Source organism: Cryptosporangium arvum DSM 44712, from assembly GCF_000585375.1.
GTDB lineage: Bacteria > Actinomycetota > Actinomycetes > Mycobacteriales > Cryptosporangiaceae > Cryptosporangium > Cryptosporangium arvum.
On record NZ_KK073874.1, the window covers coordinates 401,200 to 419,470 of the forward strand.

20 protein-coding genes are annotated in these 18,271 nt (G+C 70.3%); 15 read left to right on the forward strand and 5 right to left on the reverse strand.

Annotation, left to right across the window (positions count from 1 at the left end; translation table 11 throughout):
* Nucleotides 1–50: 50 nt before the first annotated feature.
* A complete protein-coding gene (locus tag CRYAR_RS01865; protein ID WP_035847929.1) occupies nucleotides 51–812 on the reverse strand; it encodes a MerR family transcriptional regulator in 762 nt (253 codons plus the stop codon).
* Between the two features lie 99 nt (nucleotides 813–911).
* Between CRYAR_RS01865 and CRYAR_RS01870 the strand changes: the two genes are divergently transcribed.
* The 3 genes from CRYAR_RS01870 to CRYAR_RS01880 all read left to right on the forward strand — a co-directional run bounded on the left by CRYAR_RS01870 (nucleotide 912) and on the right by CRYAR_RS01880 (nucleotide 3,697).
* Nucleotides 912–2,729 (forward strand): FAD/NAD(P)-binding protein, encoded by a 1,818-nt coding sequence (locus CRYAR_RS01870; protein ID WP_035847932.1) that lies wholly within the window; start codon nucleotides 912–914, stop codon nucleotides 2,727–2,729.
* Nucleotides 2,730–2,809: 80 nt separating this feature from the next.
* Nucleotides 2,810–3,202, forward strand: a complete 393-nt coding sequence (locus tag CRYAR_RS01875; protein ID WP_035847936.1) for a helix-turn-helix domain-containing protein — start codon at nucleotides 2,810–2,812, stop codon at nucleotides 3,200–3,202.
* Between the two features lie 45 nt (nucleotides 3,203–3,247).
* On the forward strand, nucleotides 3,248–3,697 hold the full coding sequence (locus CRYAR_RS01880) for a hypothetical protein (protein WP_035847939.1): 450 nt from the start codon (nucleotides 3,248–3,250) through the stop codon (nucleotides 3,695–3,697).
* A 7-nt stretch (nucleotides 3,698–3,704) separates the two neighbouring features.
* Here CRYAR_RS01880 and CRYAR_RS01885 read toward each other — a convergent pair whose 3' ends face one another.
* Entirely contained in the window at nucleotides 3,705–4,319 is a 615-nt protein-coding gene (locus CRYAR_RS01885) for a TetR/AcrR family transcriptional regulator (protein ID WP_035847942.1), read from the reverse strand.
* A complete protein-coding gene (locus CRYAR_RS01890) occupies nucleotides 4,316–5,527 on the reverse strand; it encodes an acyl-CoA dehydrogenase family protein (RefSeq protein WP_035847945.1) in 1,212 nt (403 codons plus the stop codon). Before CRYAR_RS01890 ends, CRYAR_RS01885 begins: the two co-directional genes overlap by 4 nt.
* 83 nt (nucleotides 5,528–5,610) lie before the next feature.
* Between CRYAR_RS01890 and CRYAR_RS01895 the strand changes: the two genes are divergently transcribed.
* From CRYAR_RS01895 to CRYAR_RS01905, 3 genes are read left to right on the forward strand one after another with little or no spacing between them, the layout of a single operon-like run.
* Nucleotides 5,611–6,402 (forward strand): SDR family oxidoreductase, encoded by a 792-nt coding sequence (locus CRYAR_RS01895; protein WP_035847946.1) that lies wholly within the window; start codon nucleotides 5,611–5,613, stop codon nucleotides 6,400–6,402.
* Nucleotide 6,403: 1 nt separating this feature from the next.
* Nucleotides 6,404–7,363: a quinone oxidoreductase family protein gene (locus CRYAR_RS01900; RefSeq protein ID WP_035847948.1), complete on the forward strand. Its 960-nt coding sequence runs from the start codon at nucleotides 6,404–6,406 to the stop codon at nucleotides 7,361–7,363.
* An 11-nt stretch (nucleotides 7,364–7,374) separates the two neighbouring features.
* The gene (locus CRYAR_RS01905) at nucleotides 7,375–8,136 is read left to right on the forward strand and encodes an SDR family oxidoreductase (RefSeq protein ID WP_211247224.1); all 762 of its coding nucleotides are present in this window, start codon (nucleotides 7,375–7,377) and stop codon (nucleotides 8,134–8,136) included.
* A 126-nt stretch (nucleotides 8,137–8,262) separates the two neighbouring features.
* Here the strand turns inward: CRYAR_RS01905 and CRYAR_RS01910 are convergent, their stop codons facing one another.
* Entirely contained in the window at nucleotides 8,263–8,775 is a 513-nt protein-coding gene (locus CRYAR_RS01910; protein ID WP_035847952.1) for a GNAT family N-acetyltransferase, read from the reverse strand.
* A gap of 24 nt (nucleotides 8,776–8,799) precedes the next feature.
* Entirely contained in the window at nucleotides 8,800–9,330 is a 531-nt protein-coding gene (locus CRYAR_RS01915) for an inorganic diphosphatase (RefSeq protein WP_051569607.1), read from the reverse strand.
* A 77-nt stretch (nucleotides 9,331–9,407) separates the two neighbouring features.
* On the opposite strand from CRYAR_RS01915, the gene dacB reads away from it, so the two are divergent.
* From dacB to folK, 9 genes are all read left to right on the forward strand, one after another.
* Nucleotides 9,408–10,808, forward strand: coding sequence for a D-alanyl-D-alanine carboxypeptidase/D-alanyl-D-alanine endopeptidase (gene dacB / locus CRYAR_RS01920; protein ID WP_035847955.1), 1,401 nt, complete (start codon nucleotides 9,408–9,410; stop codon nucleotides 10,806–10,808).
* A gap of 56 nt (nucleotides 10,809–10,864) precedes the next feature.
* The gene (locus CRYAR_RS01925) at nucleotides 10,865–11,950 is read left to right on the forward strand and encodes a zinc-dependent metalloprotease (RefSeq protein WP_035847957.1); all 1,086 of its coding nucleotides are present in this window, start codon (nucleotides 10,865–10,867) and stop codon (nucleotides 11,948–11,950) included.
* A gap of 6 nt (nucleotides 11,951–11,956) precedes the next feature.
* Nucleotides 11,957–12,925: a tRNA lysidine(34) synthetase TilS gene (gene tilS, locus CRYAR_RS01930; protein ID WP_035847959.1), complete on the forward strand. Its 969-nt coding sequence runs from the start codon at nucleotides 11,957–11,959 to the stop codon at nucleotides 12,923–12,925.
* 9 nt (nucleotides 12,926–12,934) lie between these two features.
* On the forward strand, nucleotides 12,935–13,513 hold the full coding sequence (gene hpt, locus CRYAR_RS01935; RefSeq protein ID WP_051569609.1) for a hypoxanthine phosphoribosyltransferase: 579 nt from the start codon (nucleotides 12,935–12,937) through the stop codon (nucleotides 13,511–13,513).
* Between the two features lie 215 nt (nucleotides 13,514–13,728).
* The gene (gene ftsH, locus CRYAR_RS01940) at nucleotides 13,729–15,924 is read left to right on the forward strand and encodes an ATP-dependent zinc metalloprotease FtsH (protein WP_084699934.1); all 2,196 of its coding nucleotides are present in this window, start codon (nucleotides 13,729–13,731) and stop codon (nucleotides 15,922–15,924) included.
* 26 nt (nucleotides 15,925–15,950) lie between these two features.
* A complete protein-coding gene (gene folE, locus CRYAR_RS01945; protein WP_051569610.1) occupies nucleotides 15,951–16,562 on the forward strand; it encodes a GTP cyclohydrolase I FolE in 612 nt (203 codons plus the stop codon).
* 41 nt (nucleotides 16,563–16,603) lie between these two features.
* Entirely contained in the window at nucleotides 16,604–17,404 is an 801-nt protein-coding gene (gene folP / locus CRYAR_RS01950) for a dihydropteroate synthase (RefSeq protein ID WP_035847964.1), read from the forward strand.
* Nucleotides 17,401–17,763 carry a dihydroneopterin aldolase gene (gene folB / locus CRYAR_RS01955; RefSeq protein WP_035847966.1) on the forward strand — a complete coding sequence of 121 codons (363 nt, stop codon included), beginning with the start codon at nucleotides 17,401–17,403 and terminating at the stop codon, nucleotides 17,761–17,763. The genes folP and folB overlap by 4 nt, the downstream gene beginning before the upstream one ends.
* Nucleotides 17,760–18,266, forward strand: coding sequence for a 2-amino-4-hydroxy-6-hydroxymethyldihydropteridine diphosphokinase (gene folK / locus CRYAR_RS01960; protein ID WP_035847969.1), 507 nt, complete (start codon nucleotides 17,760–17,762; stop codon nucleotides 18,264–18,266). Before folB ends, folK begins: the two co-directional genes overlap by 4 nt.
* Nucleotides 18,267–18,271: the final 5 nt, after the last annotated feature.

Genomic DNA, 18,271 nt, shown 5'->3' on the forward strand with positions numbered 1-18,271 from the left:
TCTCGCCGCACTTCCGACGCTAGGCGGCGCGTGGTGGCACTTCTGTCGGATTACTTACCGGCGCGGGTAGCGTTCGCGTGAATCGCGTCGCGGACATAGGTGGCGAGTCCCGGCTTTTCCGTGTCGTAGTGGCGCGTGAAACGCTCGTCCTCGACGTACATCGTGCCGAGACCGCGGTGGATGTCGTAACCGCAGTCGTAGAACCACCGGGTGATGTGCTGGCGGTGCGCTTCGGCCACGTCCATCGCGTCCGGTGAATCGGCGGGAACGCCGGCGAGGAACAACCGCTGGAAATCGGCGAGGTTTCCGGCCGCCTCCTCCTTGATCGCCAGCCAGTCGTCTTTCGTGTACGTCGCGGTCCGGCGCTGCGACTGCCGGTACGCGTCGGTGTCGCCCCAGCGGTCGCGTACCTCGTCCTCGTACTGGGTGGGGTCGTTCTCGCCGAACACCTCGAACATCTCCTGCGGATTGAGCGAAACGCCCATTTTCCTGGCCTCCATCGTTTTCTCGACGGCGGCGACCATCTGTTGCAGCTCCTCGATCTTTCCGGTCAGCAGCGCGTGCTGCCGCCGGAGGTGATCGATCGGATCCACGGAGCTGTCGTCCAGGATCGCCGCGATTTCCTCCAGTCCGAACCCGAGCTGGCGGTAGGCGAGAATGCGTTGCAGTCGCTCCAGGTCCACGTACGAGTACCGGCGGTAACCGGTGTTCGTGCGCTCGCTGGGGGTGAGAAGTCCGATCTCGTCGTAGTGGTGCAGGGTCCGCACCGTGACGCCGGCTTCCTTGGCGACCTGTCCTACCGACCAACTCATGACAAGGACGCTAAGGACTCACGCCGCGTGAGGGTCAAGGGCTGATCTGGCCGATCTCGGAAGATCCTGCCTACTATCCAGGTAGGAGAAGGGGGCGTGATGACCAAACGACTCGTCGTGGTCGGCGCCGGTCCCGGCGCGACCGGCCTGCTCGAACGCCTCATCGCCAGCGCGCCCGGCGTCCTCGAGGAACCGCTCCTGATCACGTTCGTCGATCCGCACCCGCCGGGCGCGGGCCGCGTCTGGCGCGCCGATCAGTCCCCGCTGCTGCTGATGAACTCGATGGCCGAGGACGTCACGATGTTCCCCGACGAGTCCGTGCAGGTGGAAGGCCCGCTCGCCCCCGGCCCCGCGCTGCACGAGTGGGCCGGCGAGGCCGGCGCGCCCGACGTCGAGGGCCGCTCGTTCGTCAGCCGCACCGTGCAGAGCGGTTATCTCACCTGGGTGTTCGACCGGGTCCGCGCGTCGGCGCCCGCGAACGTCCGCATCGAGGTCCGACGGGACCGCGCCATCCGCGTCGAGGACGGCCCGAGCGGTCAGATCGTCCACCTCGCGAGCCGGCAGCGACTCGAAGCCGACGTGGTCGTGCTCGCGCTCGGCCACCTCGACGCCCGGCCGACCGGCGAGTCGGCCCGGCTCGCCGCCTACGCGGACGCGCACGGGCTCACCTACGTCCCCCCGGCCTACACCGCCGACCTGGACCTCAGCGCGTTGAAGCCCGGCCAGGACGTGCTGGTGCGCGGCCTCGGCCTGGCCTTCGTCGACCTCGTCGTGCTCCTCACCGAGGGGCGCGGCGGCCGATTCGAGAACGGCGGTTACGTCCCGTCGGGCCACGAGCCGAGAATCCACGTCGGCTCCGGGCGAGGCGTCCCGTACCACGCCAAAACCGGCTATCGCCTGGTCGGACCGCCGCCACCGCTCCCGAGACACTTCGGCCAGGAGCAGATCGACGCGCTCCCCGACGGCCCGCTCGAGTTCCGTCGTGACGTCTGGCCGTTGATCGCCAAGGAGATCGGCTGGGGCTACTACCACGAGCTCTTCGCCGGGCACCCCGAACGCACCGCGCTCCCCTGGGACGATTTCGCCGCCGCGTACACGGACGCAGCCTGGTACAGCGCCGCGCGCGTCGACCTGGTGGCTTCGGCCGTTCCGGCCGAGGAGGACCGGCTCGACCTCGACCGGCTCGACCGCCCGTTCACGAACACCACCTTCGCCGACGACGACGCCGTGCAGGTCGCGTTACGGACCTACATCGAGGCCGACGTCGCGCGGCGGAACGACGCTGCCCACAGCGCGGATCTGGGCGCGTTCCTCGCGCTGCTGTCGATCTACGGCCAGCTGCCCCGCGTGCTGGCCCAGAAGCAGCTGACCGGCCGCAGCCAGGTCGAGGAGCTGGACGGGTGGTGGCACGGGTTCTTCAGTTTCCTCGCCAGCGGCCCGCCCGGTTTCCGGCTCGACCAGTTGCTCGCGCTCTCCCGTGCAGGCGTCGTGCGCTTCCTCGGACCCGACGTGCGGTTCGACGGCGTCGACGGGCAGTTCCGGGCCTGCTCCCCGGCCGTACCCGGCGAGACAGAGGCCGACGCGCTCGTCGAGGCCCGGCTGCCGAGGCCGACGATCGCCGCCACCGCCGACGAGTTGCTGCGTGATCTGCTGGCGACCGGCCAGGGCGTCGAGGAAGTCGTCGACACCGTCTCCACCGGGCGCCTGCGCACGAACCGGAGCTACCAGGTCGTCGACGACCACGGTCGCGAGCATCCACGTCGGTTCGCGCTCGGCTGGTACACCAGCTCGCGCGGTGCGGCCGCGTTCGCCCGGCCCCGCACCAACGCCGCACCGTTCCGGATGGCCGACCACGCCGCCCGCGCCGTGTTGTCCGCGCTGCGGGAGAGTGTGGGCAGCGCCACCGACGAGTGCTAGCGGAAGTGCTTGCTACTAGCTAGCACTCGACCTAGGCTGGGTGACGTCGGAGAAGATCGAGCCGGTGAGGGGGCGAGGTCATGACTTCGCTCAAGTCGCCGCAGGACGCGGTCCGCTCGCTCGGCGAGTTCATTCGTGAGCAGCGGAACGGGTCGCAGATCTCGCTCCGGCAGCTGGCGAAACAGGCCGGCATCAGTAACCCGTACCTCAGCCAGATCGAACGCGGGCTCCGCAAGCCGTCGGCCGAGATCCTGCAGCAGATCGCGAAAGCGCTGCGGATCTCCGCGGAAACCCTGTACGTCCACGCGGGGCTGCTCGAGAGCCCCGACGGGGTGCGCACCGACGCGGCTCCGGGGGTAACGGCGTCCGCGATCGATGCGGACGAGCACCTCACCGACCGGCAGAAGCAAATCCTGCTCGAGATCTACCACTCGTTCCGGCGCGAGAACGAAGCCAGCGCGCCGACTGCCTGAGCGCAGCTCTCTTGCCCGGAACATTCCTTCCAGGGAGAAGTCGTCATGGCTACTGCCAAGACCCAGACCACCAAGACCGGCAACACCGTCGAGGCCACCGGCGACGTGAAGTTCGCGCTCCCGGACGCCAAGCGCGGCCTCTACAGCGCGGTCGGTGCCGCCGACTACGCCGTGGCGCAGCTCCGGGCGATCCCGCGCTACCAGGGCGCGGTCGTCGAGGCGCTCCGCAGCCAGGTCGCCGACCTGCAGAAGCTGCCGCAGAACCTGCGCGCGCAGCTGAACGACCTGCAGGGCAAGGTCAACGAGACCTACGGCGAGTTCGCCGACCGGGGCGAGAAGCTCGTCTCCGGCATCCGCAAGGACCCGGCGACCCAGGCTGCGGTCGAGCAGACCAAGACCGCCAAGTCGCAGGTCAAGGCCGCTCGCACGTCGGTGAAGAAGGCGGCGGCCGGCACCGGTGCCGCCACCGAGGCTGCCGGCGACAAGATCGGCTGAGCCGGGATCAGGGCAGGCGCTCGCCTGCCCTGATCCGTTCGAGCCCGAGCCAGAGGAACTCCACGGCCATCGTCTCGGCCCGCTCGCGAGCCACCTCGGGATGGTCGAGCCACCACGAGATCAGCGACATCAACCCGCCGGTCACGATCGGCGCGAACAGCGTCACCACCGGCTCCGCCGCGGCCAGCCGCGTCGGGTTGTTCCGCCGGTTCAACAGCATCAGGTCGACGATGATCGCGCCCAGATCGTCGCGGACGCCCTGCAGTTCGTCGCCGACCTCGGGTTTGTCGAAGTGCCGGATCATCACCGCCCACGCGCTCGGCTGGTCGGTCGCGAAGTCGAACAGCGTCCTCACCAGCACACGCATGCGCTCCAACCCCGGGTCACCGGGCTTGGTGGCCTCGTGCAGCTGGACCGAAAGACCCTCCACGATCGACGACGTGACCGCCGAGAACAGCTCTTCCTTCGACTCGAAGTGCTGGTACAGCAGTCCCTTCGAGACGCCGGCCGCGGCGGCGACGTGCTCCATCTGGGTCAGGTGGAAGCCGCGCCGCCCGAACTCGTCGAGTGCGACCGACAGGAGCTGTTCCCGGCGCGAAGCCGAGGTGAGCCGCCGCCTCACTTGCCCAGGTAGGGGGCCAGTTCGGTACGCGCGACCGACATGATGTGCACCTCGTCCGGGCCGTCGGCAAGGCGGAGCGTCCGCAGGCCCGCGTACGACCGGGCCAGCGGGAAGTCGCCGCTGACGCCGCCACCGCCGTGGACCTGGATCGCCTTGTCGAGCACCGAGACCGCCATCTGCGGCACCACGACCTTGATCGCGGCCACCTCCGTGCGCGCGGCCTGGAAGCCCTTCTTGTCGATCAGCCAGGCGGTCTTGAGCGTGAGCAGGCGGGCCTGTTCGATCGCCATCCGCGACTCGGCGATCCACTGCTGAACGACACCCTGCCGGGCCAGTTCCTTGCCGAACGCGACCCGCGAGACGGCGCGGCGGCACATGGCGTCCAGAGCGCGCTCGGCCATACCGATCGCCCGCATGCAGTGGTGGATCCGGCCGGGCCCCAGCCGCTTCTGGGCCAGCGCGAACGCGCCGTTCTCCTCGCCGAGCAGGTTCGTGACCGGAACCCGCACGTCGGTCAGCCTGATCTCGCAATGCCCGTGCTGGTCGTGGTAGCCGAAGACCGACAGGTCGCGGACGACCTCCAGACCGGGGGAGTCCATCGGGACCAGGATCATCGACTGCTGGGCGTAGGTCGGGCCGTCCGGGTCGGTCTTGCCCATCAGGATCATGACCTTGCAGCGCGGGTCGGCGGCGCCGCTGGTCCACCACTTGCGACCGTTGATCACGTAGTCGTCGCCGTCGCGGACGACGCTCGTGCTGATGTTGCGGGCATCCGAGCTGGCGACGTCGGGCTCGGTCATCCCGAAGCAGCTGCGGATCTCGCCGTCGAGCAGAGGTTCGAGCCACTGCTTCTTCTGCTCGTCGGTGCCGAACAGGTGCAGCAGCTCCATGTTGCCGGTGTCGGGCGCGGCGCAGTTGATCGCCTCGGGGGCGAGCTGCGGCGAGCGCCCGGTGATCTCGGCCAGCGGCGCGTACTCCAGCTGGGTGAGGCCGGAGACGTCGGGCAGGAACAGGTTCCAGAGGCCACGGGCCCGCGCCTCGCGTTTGAGGTCCTCGACGATCGGCGGGAGCGCGTGCGGCTGCCCGGCGGCGATCAGCTCTTCACGCTGGGACTCGTAGACGGGTTCGGCCGGGTGGACGTGCGAGTCCATGAACGCGGTCAGGCGGTCGATGTACTCCTGCGCTTTCGGGCTGGGCTCGAAATCCATCAGAACTCCCGATCCTCGAAGTGGCTCTAAAGTAACCGACGAGTCAGTAAGTTAATAGGGGACGCCGACCAAGGGAGGCTCGTATGGCCAAGGCGGCCTGGGTGACCGGTGGAGCGAGCGGCATCGGTGCCGCGGTCTCGCGGCGGTTGGCTTCGCAGGGGTACCGGGTGTTGGTCACCGACGTCGACGAATCCGGCGGTTCGGCCGTGGCGTCCGAGATCGGCGGGCTGTTCAAGCGCTGCGACGTGACGTCGCCGTCGGACAGCCTGGACGCCGTCGCCGCGGCCACCGAGGCGTTCGGCGGCCTCGACCTGGCGTTCCTCAACGCCGGTGTCGCGACCGGATTCGCGCTCGAAGAGGGGTTCTCGCCCGAGGCCTACCGGCGGGTGATGTCGATAAACCTGGACGGTGTCGTCTACGGCGCGCACGCCGCGCTCCCCGCGCTGAAGGCCCGCGGTGGTGGCGACATCGTCGCGACCGCGAGCCTGGCCGGCCTCACCGCGGTGCCGTTCGACCCCATCTACGGCGCCAACAAGGCCGCGGTCGTCGGGCTGGTGCGGGCGCTCGGCCCGCTCTACACCGCCGACAACATCCGGGTGAACGCGCTCTGCCCGTCGTTCGCCGAGACAGCGATCATCACGAACGTGCGTGACGCGCTGATCGGCGCGGGCGTGCCGCTGCTCGACGTCGCCGACGTCGTGGCCGCGTTCGACTCGATCCTGGCCGGCGACGGCACCGGCGAGGCCTGGTACGTGCAGGTGGGACGCCCGGCTGAGCCGTTCGCGTTCCGGAACGTGCCGGGGCCGCGTACGCCGGCCGGCGACAAAGCGCCGTCCGCGGACGCGTCGGTGCAGACGAGCTTGGGAGAGGCCTGACATGCGCGCAATCCGGATCACGTCGTTCGGCGGCCCCGAGGTGCTGGTTCCGGCCGAGCTGCCCGACCCCGTCGCGTCGGGTAACGCCCAGCTCCTGGACGTCTCCAGGGCCGGCGTGAACTACGCCGACACGCACCAGGCCGAGAACTCGTACCTGGCCGCGTCGTCGCTGCCGATGGTGCCAGGAGCCGAGGTCGTGGGGCGGCTGGCCGACGGACGCCGAATCGTGTCGCTGCTCGCCGGCGGCGGCGGATACGCCGAGAAGGCGCTCGTCGAGCCCGGGCTCTCGTTCGACGTGCCGGAAGGCATCGACGACACGACCGCGCTGGCGATGGTGGTGCAGGGCGCGTCGGCGTGGTTGCTGCTGCGTCGCAGTGCCGTGCTGAACCCCGGCGAGTCGGTCGTGGTGCACGCGGCGGCCGGTGGCGTCGGGTCGCTGGCCGTGCAGCTGGCCAAGGCCTGGGGAGCCGGGCGCGTGATCGCCACCGCGTCCAGCGACGAGAAGCGTGAGCTCGCCCGGGAACTCGGCGCCGACGTGGCGATCGATTCCCGGTCCGAGGACATGACCGCTGCGCTGCGCGAGGCGAACGGCGGACAGCGGGTCGACGTCGTGCTCGACATGACCGGGGGACGGGTCACCGACCAGAGCCTCCGCGCGCTCGCGCCGTTCGGCCGGCTGGCGTTCTACGGCATGGCTAGCCGGGAGCAGCCGAGCCCGATCGAGTTGCGCAACCTGCTCGGGCACTCCACGACCGTCGCCGGTATGTGGCTCGCGCACGCGTTCCTGCTGCCCGGCGACGTGCTGCGCCCGGCGATCGCCGAGCTGTTCGAGATGGTCGCGAAGGGCACGCTGCGCGCCGTTCCCGGCGGGGAGTTCGCTCTCTCGGAGGCTCGGAAAGCACACGAAGCTCTGCGTTCGCGCAGCACCGTCGGCAAGCTCGTTCTCGACCCGTCCCGCTAATGAGGAGCCCCGTGGACATCAACCTGGAAGGGCGCGTGGCCGTCGTCACCGGCGCCTCCCGCGGCATCGGTGCCGCGATCGCCAAGACCTACGTCGACGCCGGCGCGAAGGTCGTCATCACCGCGCGCAGGCCCGAGGGGCTGGAGAAGGCGGCCGCGGAGATCGGCGCGCCCGAGTCGGTGCACGCGATCGCCGCCCACGCCGGCAAGGCGGAGGACGCCGAGCGTGTCGTCGCCGAGACGATCGAGCGGTTCGGCCGGCTCGACGTCCTGGTGAACAACGCGGCGACCAACCCGTACATGGGGCCGGTCATCGACGCCGAGATCCGGGCCTGGGACAAGACGTTCGAGGTGAACCTGCGCGGCCCGCTGGTGTGGACGCAGGCCGCGTACCGGGGCTGGATGAAGGAGCACGGCGGCTCGGTCATCAACATCTCGAGCATCGACGGGCTGCGTCCGGGCGGGCCGCTCGCGATCTACGGCGTCACGAAGTCGGCGCTGGTGTTCCTGTCGCAGCAGCTGGCGACCGAGGTGGGGCCGAACGTCCGGGTCAACGTGCTGGCGCCCGGCCTGGTGAAGACCGACTTCGCGCGAGCGCTCTGGGAGGGCGCCGGGGACGACGCCAAGTACCCGTGGCCGCTGCAGCGACTCGGCCAGCCCACGGACATCGCGAACGCCGCCCTGTTCCTGGCCAGCGACGCCAGCTCCTGGACCACCGGCGCCGTGCTCGTCGTCGACGGCGGCGGCACCCTAGGCGGCCCCTTCAGCTCTTAGTGGGCGGCCCGCCCAGAACAACGCTGCCAGGCGAGCGCGAACCCTTGAGTACGCATGTGTACGCGGCGGATTCGCGCTCGACTGGCAGCGTTGCCCTGGGCGGGCTCCAGGTCAGAACCCAAAGCGCTAGCCCGCTCGTAACGGGCGGCGCATGGCGCAGCGGGGGGACAGCTCGTCGAGGCCCATGGCGATCTCGTGGTCGCGGGCCTCGCGCAGGCCCGGCGTGAGGTCGGCCTCGTCGAGTTCGACGAACCCGTACCGCCGGTAGAACGGGCCGTTCCACGGAACGTCGCGGAACGTCGTCAACGTGACCGCCGGGAACCCGCCGCGGCGGGCCCAGCCGATCACCGCGGCGAGCAACCCGCGCCCGTGGCCCTGGCGACCGTAGGCCGCGTCCACGGATAACTGCGACAGGTGCGCCGCGCCGTCCACGGCGTCGACCGCCGCGAATCCGACCGGCGCACCCGACGGGCCCGGAGCCACCAGGACGATCGCGCATTTGCGCAGCTCGTCCTGGGACATGTATTCGGGAGGCAGGGCGATGCCCGCCTCGATGAAAGGCGCCTCGGAGGCCTTCTCGACCTCCGCGAGGCCCGCCAGTTCGTCATCACCGGCCGGTCGTACAGCGTCGAAAGTCACCGGGGCATCATCCCCTAAGCGGAGTTACTCCGACGGCGGGTGCTCGTCACCGGTGCCGGTGAAGGCGTCGTGGCCGGCGTCGGCGGCGCGCTTGCGGGACAGCTCGATCTCGCGCTCGGCCTCGGCCCGCCCGACCCACTGCGCACCCTCGACGGACTTACCGGGCTCGAGGTCCTTGTACACCGTGAAGAAGTGCTGGATCTCGAGCCGGTCGAACTCCGGCAGGTGGTGGATGTCGCGCAGGTGCTCCTGGCGCGGGTCGTTCGCGTGGACGCAGAGGACCTTGTCGTCCGGGCCCTTCTCGTCCTTCATCCGGAACATGCCGATCGCGCGGGCGCGGATCAGGCAACCGGGGAACGTCGGCTCCTGCAGGAGGACCAGCGCGTCCAGCGGGTCGCCGTCCTGGCCGAGCGTCTCCTCGATGAACCCGTAGTCAGCGGGGTACTGGGTCGCCGTGAAGAGAATCCGGTCCAGGCGGATGCGCCCGGTCTCGTGGTCGACCTCGTACTTGTTTCGCTGACCCTTCGGGATCTCGATCGTGACGTCGAACTCCACGGGATGGACTCCTCACCGGGTCGGGCACTGATTACGACTAGTGTCTCGCAGGTCGGGAACCAGTCCTTGGGGAGGATATGCGGATCGGCCGCCACTCTGTGCTGTGGCTCACCCTCTGCTGGGTCCTCGCCACCGTGCTGGTGACAGACCTGCTGTGGTTCGCGCGCGGTGGCGCGAGCGAGGTGAACAGTGGGCGCGACGGGGTACTCGTCCCCGCCGTCGCCGCCGGACCGGTATTTACCGATCCACCAGCAGTTTTGACCCCGGACGACGACTCCGCGGAGCCACCTACCGAGGCCGGACTCACCACTGCGCTGTCCGCCCTGCTCACGGACTCCCGGCTGGGCTCCAGCGTAGCCGTGTCCGTGCGTGACGCGGAAAACGGGACCACTCTGTTCAGCAGAAATGCTGACACACCGGTCACTCCGGCCTCAACGACAAAGACCGTCACTGCGGCCGGGGTGCTGTTGGCGTACGGCCCGGCGCACCGGTTGACCACGAAGGTGGTCAAGGGCGCTACGGAGGGTGAGATCGTGATCGTCGGCGGCGGCGATCCGACGCTCGCGTTCGGCGAGAAGATGAGTTACCCCGGTTCGGCGCGGCTCGACGTGCTCGCGAAAGACGTCAAGACCGCGCTCAACGGAGCGCCGGTCACCAGGATCGTCGTCGACGGCACGCTGTTCAGCGGTCCGACCGTCGGCCCCGGCTGGGACGACGACATCATCTCGGGCAACTACTCGGCCCACGTGAACGCGCTCACTGCGAACGGCGCGCGGGTCGAGCCGACCCCCGACCACGAGGGCGACCGCACGCTCACCCCCGACCTGTTCGTCGGTCAGCGGTTCGCCGGCCTGCTGGGCGCCGGCGACGCCGAGGTCGTCCAGGGCACGGCCCCGGAGGGTGCCGAGTCGGTCGCCGAACTGCAGTCGCCGCCGCTCTCGCACATCGTCGACGCGATGCTCACCGAGTCCGACAACGTGATCGCCGAGGCGATGCTGCGTCTGACCGCCGTCAAGAAGGGCCTCCCGGCGACGTTCGACGGCGGCACCCAGGCGCGGAAGGCCGTGCTCGACGAGGCCGGCATCGACACGGCCGGGTACGGACTGCGTGACGGCAGCGGGCTCTCCCGACTCAACCGCCTCACCCCCAACCTGCTGACGTCGCTGCTGGCCAAGGCCGTCGGCACCGAGCACCCCCAGTTGCGGACGCTGCTGGCGGGGCTGCCGGTGGCGTCCTACAGCGGCACGCTCGCCGACCGCTTCGGTGGCAACTCGGCCACGGCCGGCGTCGGCATCGTCCGGGCCAAGACCGGGACGCTCTCCGGCGTGAGTTCGCTGGCCGGGATGACCATCACGGTCGAAGGCCGGATCCTGACGTTCGCCGCGGTGGCCAACGGCGTGCCGAACGGCGGTACCGACAGCGCGGAGGCCGCGCTCGACCAGATCGCGGCGACCCTCGCCAAGTGCGGCTGCAAGTAGGGGTGGGCGCAGATGACCGTTGGGCGGTACGTGCGATTCACCCGTACCGTGAAGAGATGACGCAGATGGTGGACTGGGATCTGGCGGTCTCCACCGCCGCGACGCTTACCGGTGGTGGCCCGCGGGTGAGCGTCACCGAAGCCGCGGACGTGGTGCTCGAACTACGGCGCCTCACCGACGTCGCGGAGCAGCACGTCGCGAACTACACCGGGCTGTCGGCCCGGGTGGACCACCCGCCGGTGCAGGTCGTCGACCGCACCGACTGGGTGCGGACGAACGTCGAGGGCCTGCAGGTCGTGATGGACCCGGTCATCGAGAAGCTCCAGGCCGCGTCCCCGCCGAAGCCGACGGCGTTCGGGCCGGTCGGCACCGCGGTGAAGGTCGTCGGGCAGAAGGCCACCGGCGTCCAGGTCGGCACCATCCTCGGGTTCTTCTCCAGCAAGGTGCTCGGTCAGTACGAGGTCTTCTCCGGCGCTCCGGGGCGGCTGCTGCTCGTCGCACCGAACGTGGTCGAGATCGAGCGCAAGCTCGGCGTCGACCCGACCGACTTCCGCCTCTGGGTCTGCCTGCACGAGGTGACCCACCGGACCCAGTTCACCGCCGTCCCGTGGCTGCGCGACCACTTCCTCTCCGAGGTCAGCGCGTTCGTCGACGCCACCGACCTCGACCCCGAAGCGCTCGCGGACCGCGTCCGCAACGGCATTTCGGCGCTCGCGGACTCGGTACGCAACCCCGACTCGAAGGCGTCGGTGCTCGACCTCGTGCAGACGCCGGCGCAGCGTGCCGTCGTCGACCGGCTCACCGCGCTGATGACGCTCGTCGAGGGCCACGCCGAGTTCGTGATGGACGGCGTCGGGCCCGACGTCGTGCCGACCGTGGAGAGCATCCGGGCCCGGTTCAACCAGCGCCGCGCGGCCCGCAACCCGCTCGACAAGCTGGTCCGGCGCCTGCTCGGCATCGAGGTCAAGATGCGCCAGTACGCCGAGGGCCGGAAGTTCGTGGCCGAGGTGGTCGAGCGGGTCGGCATGGGCGGCTTCAACCTGATCTGGACGTCGCCGGAGACGCTGCCGCGCCCGGGGGAGATCGCCGACCCGGACGCCTGGGTGGCTCGGGTGGTCGGCCCCACCGTGTCCCCGAACTAGGTCGCCGTGGTCGGGCCACCGCCGGCGGTCGCAGCCGTCCGGGTGGCGGTCCGGGGCGCGCTGCGTGCTCTGCCGGTCGGGTCGTTGGCGCTGGTCGCGTGCTCGGGTGGCCCCGACTCGGCCGCGCTGGCCGCGGCCGCGGCGTTCGAGGCGCCGCGGGCGGGCCTGCGGGCCGGGCTGGTGACGGTCGACCACGCGCTGCAGGCCGGGTCGGCCGAGCGGGCCGCCGAGGTCGCGACCTGGGGGACGGAGCTGGGGCTCGAGCCCTCGGTGGCGGTGCGGGTGGCGGTCGGCACCGCGGGCGGCCCGGAGGCCGCGGCCCGGCACGCCCGGTACGAGGCCCTCGGCGCCGTGGCCGCCGAGCACGGAGCGGCCGCGGTGCTGCTCGGCCACACCGCCGACGACCAGGCCGAGACCGTGCTGCTCGGGCTCGCCCGGGGGTCCGGGGCCCGCTCGGCGGCCGGAATGGCGCCGGTACGCGGCGTCTACCGGCGTCCGCTGCTGGACCTGCCCCGGGCCCTCGTCCACGGGGCCGCCGAGGACCTCCCGGTCTGGCACGACCCCCACAACGTCGACCCGGCCTACGCCCGGTCCCGCGTGCGGGCGCTGCTCCCCACGCTCGAGGAGGCCGCCGGCGGCGGCCTGGTGGCGGGTCTTGCCCGTACCGCCGCCCTTCTCCGCGCCGACGCTGAGCTGCTCGATTCGCTCGCGGCCGAGCTCCACGAGGACGCGTCCGCCGACGGCGGGCTCACCGTCCGAGCCCTCGCCGACGCCCATCGGGCCCTGCGTGGCCGGGTGCTCCGCCGCTGGGCGATCGAACTGGGCGCGCCGCCCGGAACGCTGTCCGCCGCCCACGTCGACGCGCTGGACGCGCTCGTCACCCGCTGGCGCGGACAGGGGTCGGTGCACCTCCCCGGCGGTATCCGGATCGCCCGGGTGCGGGGTGCCCTGCGCCGGGATGACCGGCTTCCGTAGGCTGCGAACGTGACGAGCCCAGAGTCAGACGGCCCGTACGCGGCCGACATCGAGCGGGTGGTCGTCTCGGCCGCCGACATCCAGGAAAAGATCGCCGAGCTGGCCCGGAAGGTCGAGGCCGACTACCAGGCCGACACCGACAGCCCGCTGCTGCTGGTCGGCGTGCTCAAGGGTGCGTTCGTCTTCATGGCCGACTTCGCCCGCGAGCTACGGCACCCGGCCGAGGTCGAGTTCATGGCGGTCTCCTCGTACGGATCCTCGACCACGTCCTCCGGCGTGGTGCGCATCCTCAAGGACCTCGACCGCGACATCGCCGGACGCCACGTCCTGGTCGTCGAGGACATCATCGACTCCGGCCTGACGCTGTCGTGGCTGCTGCGCAACCTGGCCAGCCGCAATCCGGCCTCGGTCCGCGTGGTCGCGCTGCTGCGCAAACCCGACGCGGTGAAGGTCCCGGTGGAGGTGGCTCACGTCGGATTCGACATCCCGAACGAATTCGTCGTCGGCTATGGCCTCGACTACGACGAGCGGTACCGCGGATTGCCATTTGTCGGGGTGTTGAAGCCCGAGGTTTACGGCGCTGCCTGACCGGACACGGGAACGGTCACACGGGTTCACCCGTTGTCTCGGAGGCGGCTACCAGCCACCTGCACCGTCGGTGGGTGCGGAGTACGCTTCTCCAACCGGGTGAGCAACAAGTATTACGCCCGTCGAACCACCTGAACTGCACACCGACACGCGCCAAATAGCCTGAGAATCGGGAGGGGCCGGGACTCTGCTTTTCGGAGCACCCCGCACGCAGCATGGAACGTACCCGCTTCATCCGCAGGCCCCTGGTCTGGATCATCCTGATGATCCTGGTCGCGCTCCTGTTGGGCTCACTGTTCACCGGCGACGGCGACTACAAGAAGGTCGACACCTCCGTTGCCCTGGCACAGGTGCGAGAGGGCAACTACAACAAAGCCCAGCTCCAGGACAAGGAACAGATCCTTCGCCTGGAACTGAAGAACGACTACCGCGGCGATAAGAAGATCGAAGCGTCGTTCCCGTCGCAGTCCGCTGACGACGTGTTCTCGCTTCTCTCGGAGAAGTCCGAGGCCAACGGTGGACCGGCGTTCGACACGAAGGTCACCCAGGAGTCGATCTTCGTCACGCTGCTGATCACCGTGCTTCCGATCCTGGTGGTCGTCGTCCTGCTCTTCCTCTTCATGAGCCAGATGCAGGGTGGCGGCAGCCGCGTCATGAACTTCGGCAAGTCGAAGGCGAAGCTGGTCAGCAAGGACACCCCGAAAACGACGTTCGCCGACGTCGCCGGGGCGGACGAGGCGATCGAGGAACTCCACGAGATCAAGGAGTTCCTGCAGAACCCGGCCAAGTTCCAGGCGATCGGCGCGAAGATCCCGAAGGGCGTCCTGCTCTACGGCCCGCCCGGTACCGGTAAGACGCTGCTGGCCCGTGCGGTCGCCGGCGAGGCCGGGGTGCCGTTCTACTCGATCTCCGGTTCCGACTTCGTCGAGATGTTCGTCGGTGTCGGTGCCAGCCGCGTCCGCGACCTGTTCGAGCAGGCCAAGCAGAACGCTCCGGCGATCATCTTCGTCGACGAGATCGACGCGGTCGGCCGCCACCGCGGCGCCGGCCTCGGCGGTGGGCACGACGAGCGCGAGCAGACGCTGAACCAGATGCTCGTCGAGATGGACGGCTTCGACGTCAAGGGCGGCATCATCATGATCGCCGCGACGAACCGGCCCGACATCCTCGACCCGGCGCTGCTGCGTCCCGGCCGGTTCGACCGGCAGATCGCGGTCGACCGCCCCGACCTGGAGGGCCGCAAGGCCGTCCTGCGGGTGCACGCCAAGGGCAAGCCGTTCTCACCCGACGTCGACCTCGACACGACCGCTCGGCGCACGCCCGGCTTCACCGGTGCCGACCTGGCGAACGTCATCAACGAGGCGGCCCTGCTCACCGCCCGGCTGGACCGCAAGGCGATCACCAACGAATCGCTCGAAGAGGCGATCGACCGGGTCATCGCCGGTCCGGAGCGCAAGACCCGGGCGATGAGCCCGAAGGAACTGAAGGTCACCGCGTACCACGAGGGTGGGCACGCGCTCGTGGCCTGGGCACTGCCGCACTCCGCGCCGGTGCACAAGCTGACGATCGTGCCGCGTGGCCGCTCGCTGGGCCACACGCTGATCCTGCCGACCGAGGACAAGTACACCCAGACGCGATCGGAAATGATCGACACGCTGGCGTACGCGCTCGGTGGCCGGGCCGCGGAGGAACTCGTCTACCACGAGCCCACCACCGGCGCCGGAAACGACATCGAGAAGGCCACCGGCATGGCCAGGGCGATGGTCACCGAGTACGGCATGAGCGCCAAACTCGGGGCGATCAAGTACGGCACCAGCGACTCGGAGCCGTTCCTCGGTCGCGACATGGGCCACCAGCGCGACTACTCCGACTCCATCGCGGCGGAGATCGACGCCGAGGTGCGGGCTCTGATCGAGCTCGCGCACGACGAGGCCTACGAGATCCTCTCGGAGTACCGCGACGTGCTCGACACGATGGTGCTCGAGCTCCTGGAGAAGGAGACGCTGAGCAAGGACGACATGGCCCGGATCTGCGCGCGGGTGCAGAAGCGGCCGCCGATGTCGCCCTTCAATGGGTTCGGCAAGCGGGCGCCGAGCGACAAGCCGCCGGTCATGACGGCCGCCGAGGTGGCCGAGCTGCAGAAGAAGGCCGCCGACGAGGCGACCGCGCGGCTGGCCAACGGCTCGAACGGTCTCCGGGCCAACGGCGGTGGCGCGCACGCCGCGCCGGACGACGAGCCCGGGGTGTCGATCAACCCGGGTAGCGACGCGTCGGTGCCGGCACCGGGAGACCCGCTCAACGACCCGCTGCCGCCGCAGAGCGACACGCTCGGCGGTCCGCAGCACCCGGGTCAGCCGGGCTGGCCGGGCACGGGCCACTCGGGCTCGTCGGGGCCGGGAGACCTGCGCTGAGCACGGAAGCGGTCGCGTCCGACGCGTTGACGCCCGCTGGTGAAGGTGGCACGTCGGCGGCGGAGGCCGTCGACCTGCCGCGGATCCAGCGGGCCGTCCGGGAGATCCTCACCGCGGTCGGGGAAGACCCCGACCGCGAGGGGCTCCGGGAGACGCCGGCCCGCGTCGCACGTGCCTACGCGGAGATCTTCTCCGGTCTGCACGTCGACCCGTCGACGGTGCTCACGACCGTCTTCGAGGAAGACCACGAGGAGCTCGTCCTGGTCAAGGACATCGAGCTCTACTCGACCTGCGAACACCACCTGGTGCCCTTCCACGGGGTCGCGCACGTGGGGTACATCCCGGGTGAGGACGGCCGCATCACCGGGCTGTCGAAGCTCGCGCGGTTGGTCGAGGCGTACGCCCGGCGGCCGCAGGTGCAGGAGCGGCTGACGTCGCAGATCGCCGACACGCTGATGGCCAAGCTCGAGCCGCGCGGGGTCATCGTCGTGGTCGAGTGCGAGCATCTGTGCATGTCGATGCGTGGCGTCCGCAAGCCCGGCGCCCGCACGGTCACCTCCGCGGTCCGCGGTTGGTTCCAGCGGTCCCAGGCCGCCCGGGCGGAGGCGATGAGCCTGATCCTCGGATCAGGTCGGTGACCGGGTCCAAGTCAGTGACGGGGCCGGGTCGATGCCGGGTGATGGGCGTCCTCAACGTGACGCCCGACTCGTTCTCCGACGGCGGGCGCTACGAGAACCTCGACGCCGCCGTCTCGCACGCGATGGAACTCGCCGGGCAGGGTGCCGAGTACATCGACGTCGGCGGTGAGTCCACCCGGCCGGGTGCCGAGCGGGTCGACGCTGACGTCGAGATCGAACGGGTCGTGCCGGTAATCCGCGAGCTCGCTTCGGCGGGCGTCGCGGTCAGCATCGACACGACCCGCGCCGCGGTCGCGGAAGCCTCGCTGAGGGCCGGCGCGAGCATCGTCAACGACGTCTCCGGCGGTCTGGCCGACGCCCGGATGGGCGCCGTGGTCGCCGACGCCGGCTGCCCGTGGATCCTGATGCACTGGCGCGGGCACAGTCGGCGGATGCAGTCGCTGGCCCGGTACGGCGACGTGGTCACCGAGGTCAGGGACGAGCTGTCGGCACGCGTCGACGCGGCGCTGGCGGCCGGAGTCTCGTCCGACGCCCTGATCCTCGATCCGGGGCTCGGGTTCGCGAAGACCGGCGTCCACAACTGGGAGCTGCTGGCCCGCCTGGACGTGCTGCAGGCGCTCGGGTTCCCGGTGCTGATCGGGGCGAGCCGCAAATCGTTCCTGGGCCGCCTGCTCGCCGACGACGAGGACAAGCCCCGGCCGGTGGACGAGCGGGAGGACGCCACGCTGGCGATCACCGTGCTCTCCGCGCAGGCCGGTGCCTGGGGTGTGCGCGTGCACGAAGTCCGGGCGAGCGTCGACGCGATCGCGGTGCTGGAGGCGTACCGGAGGGCTCGCGGGTGACCAACGACCGGATCGTGCTGACCGGGCTCACGGTGACCGGCTACCACGGCGTCTTCGACTTCGAGCGCCGCGAAGGACAGCCGTTCGTCGTCGACGTCGCGCTCGAGCTCGACACGCGGAAGGCCGCCGAGACCGACGAGGTCACCGACACCGTGCACTACGGCGAACTGGCTCAGAAGCTGGCCGCGGTGGTGCAGGGCGAGCCGGTGAACCTGCTGGAGAAACTGGTGGCCCGGCTCGCCGACGTCTGCCTGGACGATTCCCGGGTGAGCGCCGCCGAGGTCACCGTGCACAAGCCGAAGGCACCGATCCCGCTGGAGTTCGGCGACGTGGCCGTGACGATCCGGCGGTCCCGATGACCCGCGCGGTGCTTTCGATCGGGTCCAACCTGGGCGATCGGCTGGCGAACCTGGCCGGTGTGATCACCGCGTTGCCCGGCGCCCGCGTGTCACCGGTTTACGAAACCGATCCGTGGGGACCGGTGCCCCAGGATGATTACTTGAACGCCATCGTGGTGGCCGAAGACGCCGGCCGCGACGCGGCCGGCTGGCTGTCCTTCGTCCGGGAGGCCGAGCGGGCCGCCGGTCGGGTGCGTGACGTGCGATGGGGCCCTCGAACGCTCGATGTGGACGTCGTGCAGGTGCACGACGTCCGCGGCGAAGCCGTGCTCTCCGAGGACCCGTCGTTGACGTTGCCGCATCCGCTGGCGTCGCAGCGGGCCTTCGTCCTGGTGCCCTGGCTCGCGGTCGAACCCGACGCGGTGCTCGCCGGGCACGGAGCGGTGCGTGAGCTCGTCGACGCACTGCCGGATGATGACCGGGGTACCGTCCGCCGCCGCGATGACCTGAGCCTGGAGAGGTGACCAGG

Bases quoted from the DNA above. Each gene is read 5' to 3' on its own strand.
- CRYAR_RS01865 (WP_035847929.1), bottom strand. From the start codon at position 812: ATGAGTTGGTCGGTAGGACAGGTCGCCAAGGAAGCCGGCGTCACGGTG.
- CRYAR_RS01870 (WP_035847932.1), top strand. From the start codon at position 912: ATGACCAAACGACTCGTCGTGGTCGGCGCCGGTCCCGGCGCGACCGGC.
- CRYAR_RS01875 (WP_035847936.1), top strand. From the start codon at position 2,810: ATGACTTCGCTCAAGTCGCCGCAGGACGCGGTCCGCTCGCTCGGCGAG.
- CRYAR_RS01880 (WP_035847939.1), top strand. From the start codon at position 3,248: ATGGCTACTGCCAAGACCCAGACCACCAAGACCGGCAACACCGTCGAG.
- CRYAR_RS01890 (WP_035847945.1), bottom strand. From the start codon at position 5,527: ATGGATTTCGAGCCCAGCCCGAAAGCGCAGGAGTACATCGACCGCCTG.
- CRYAR_RS01895 (WP_035847946.1), top strand. From the start codon at position 5,611: ATGGCCAAGGCGGCCTGGGTGACCGGTGGAGCGAGCGGCATCGGTGCC.
- CRYAR_RS01900 (WP_035847948.1), top strand. From the start codon at position 6,404: ATGCGCGCAATCCGGATCACGTCGTTCGGCGGCCCCGAGGTGCTGGTT.
- dacB (WP_035847955.1), top strand. From the start codon at position 9,408: ATGCGGATCGGCCGCCACTCTGTGCTGTGGCTCACCCTCTGCTGGGTC.
- CRYAR_RS01925 (WP_035847957.1), top strand. From the start codon at position 10,865: ATGACGCAGATGGTGGACTGGGATCTGGCGGTCTCCACCGCCGCGACG.
- ftsH (WP_084699934.1), top strand. From the start codon at position 13,729: ATGGAACGTACCCGCTTCATCCGCAGGCCCCTGGTCTGGATCATCCTG.
- folP (WP_035847964.1), top strand. From the start codon at position 16,604: ATGGGCGTCCTCAACGTGACGCCCGACTCGTTCTCCGACGGCGGGCGC.
- folK (WP_035847969.1), top strand. From the start codon at position 17,760: ATGACCCGCGCGGTGCTTTCGATCGGGTCCAACCTGGGCGATCGGCTG.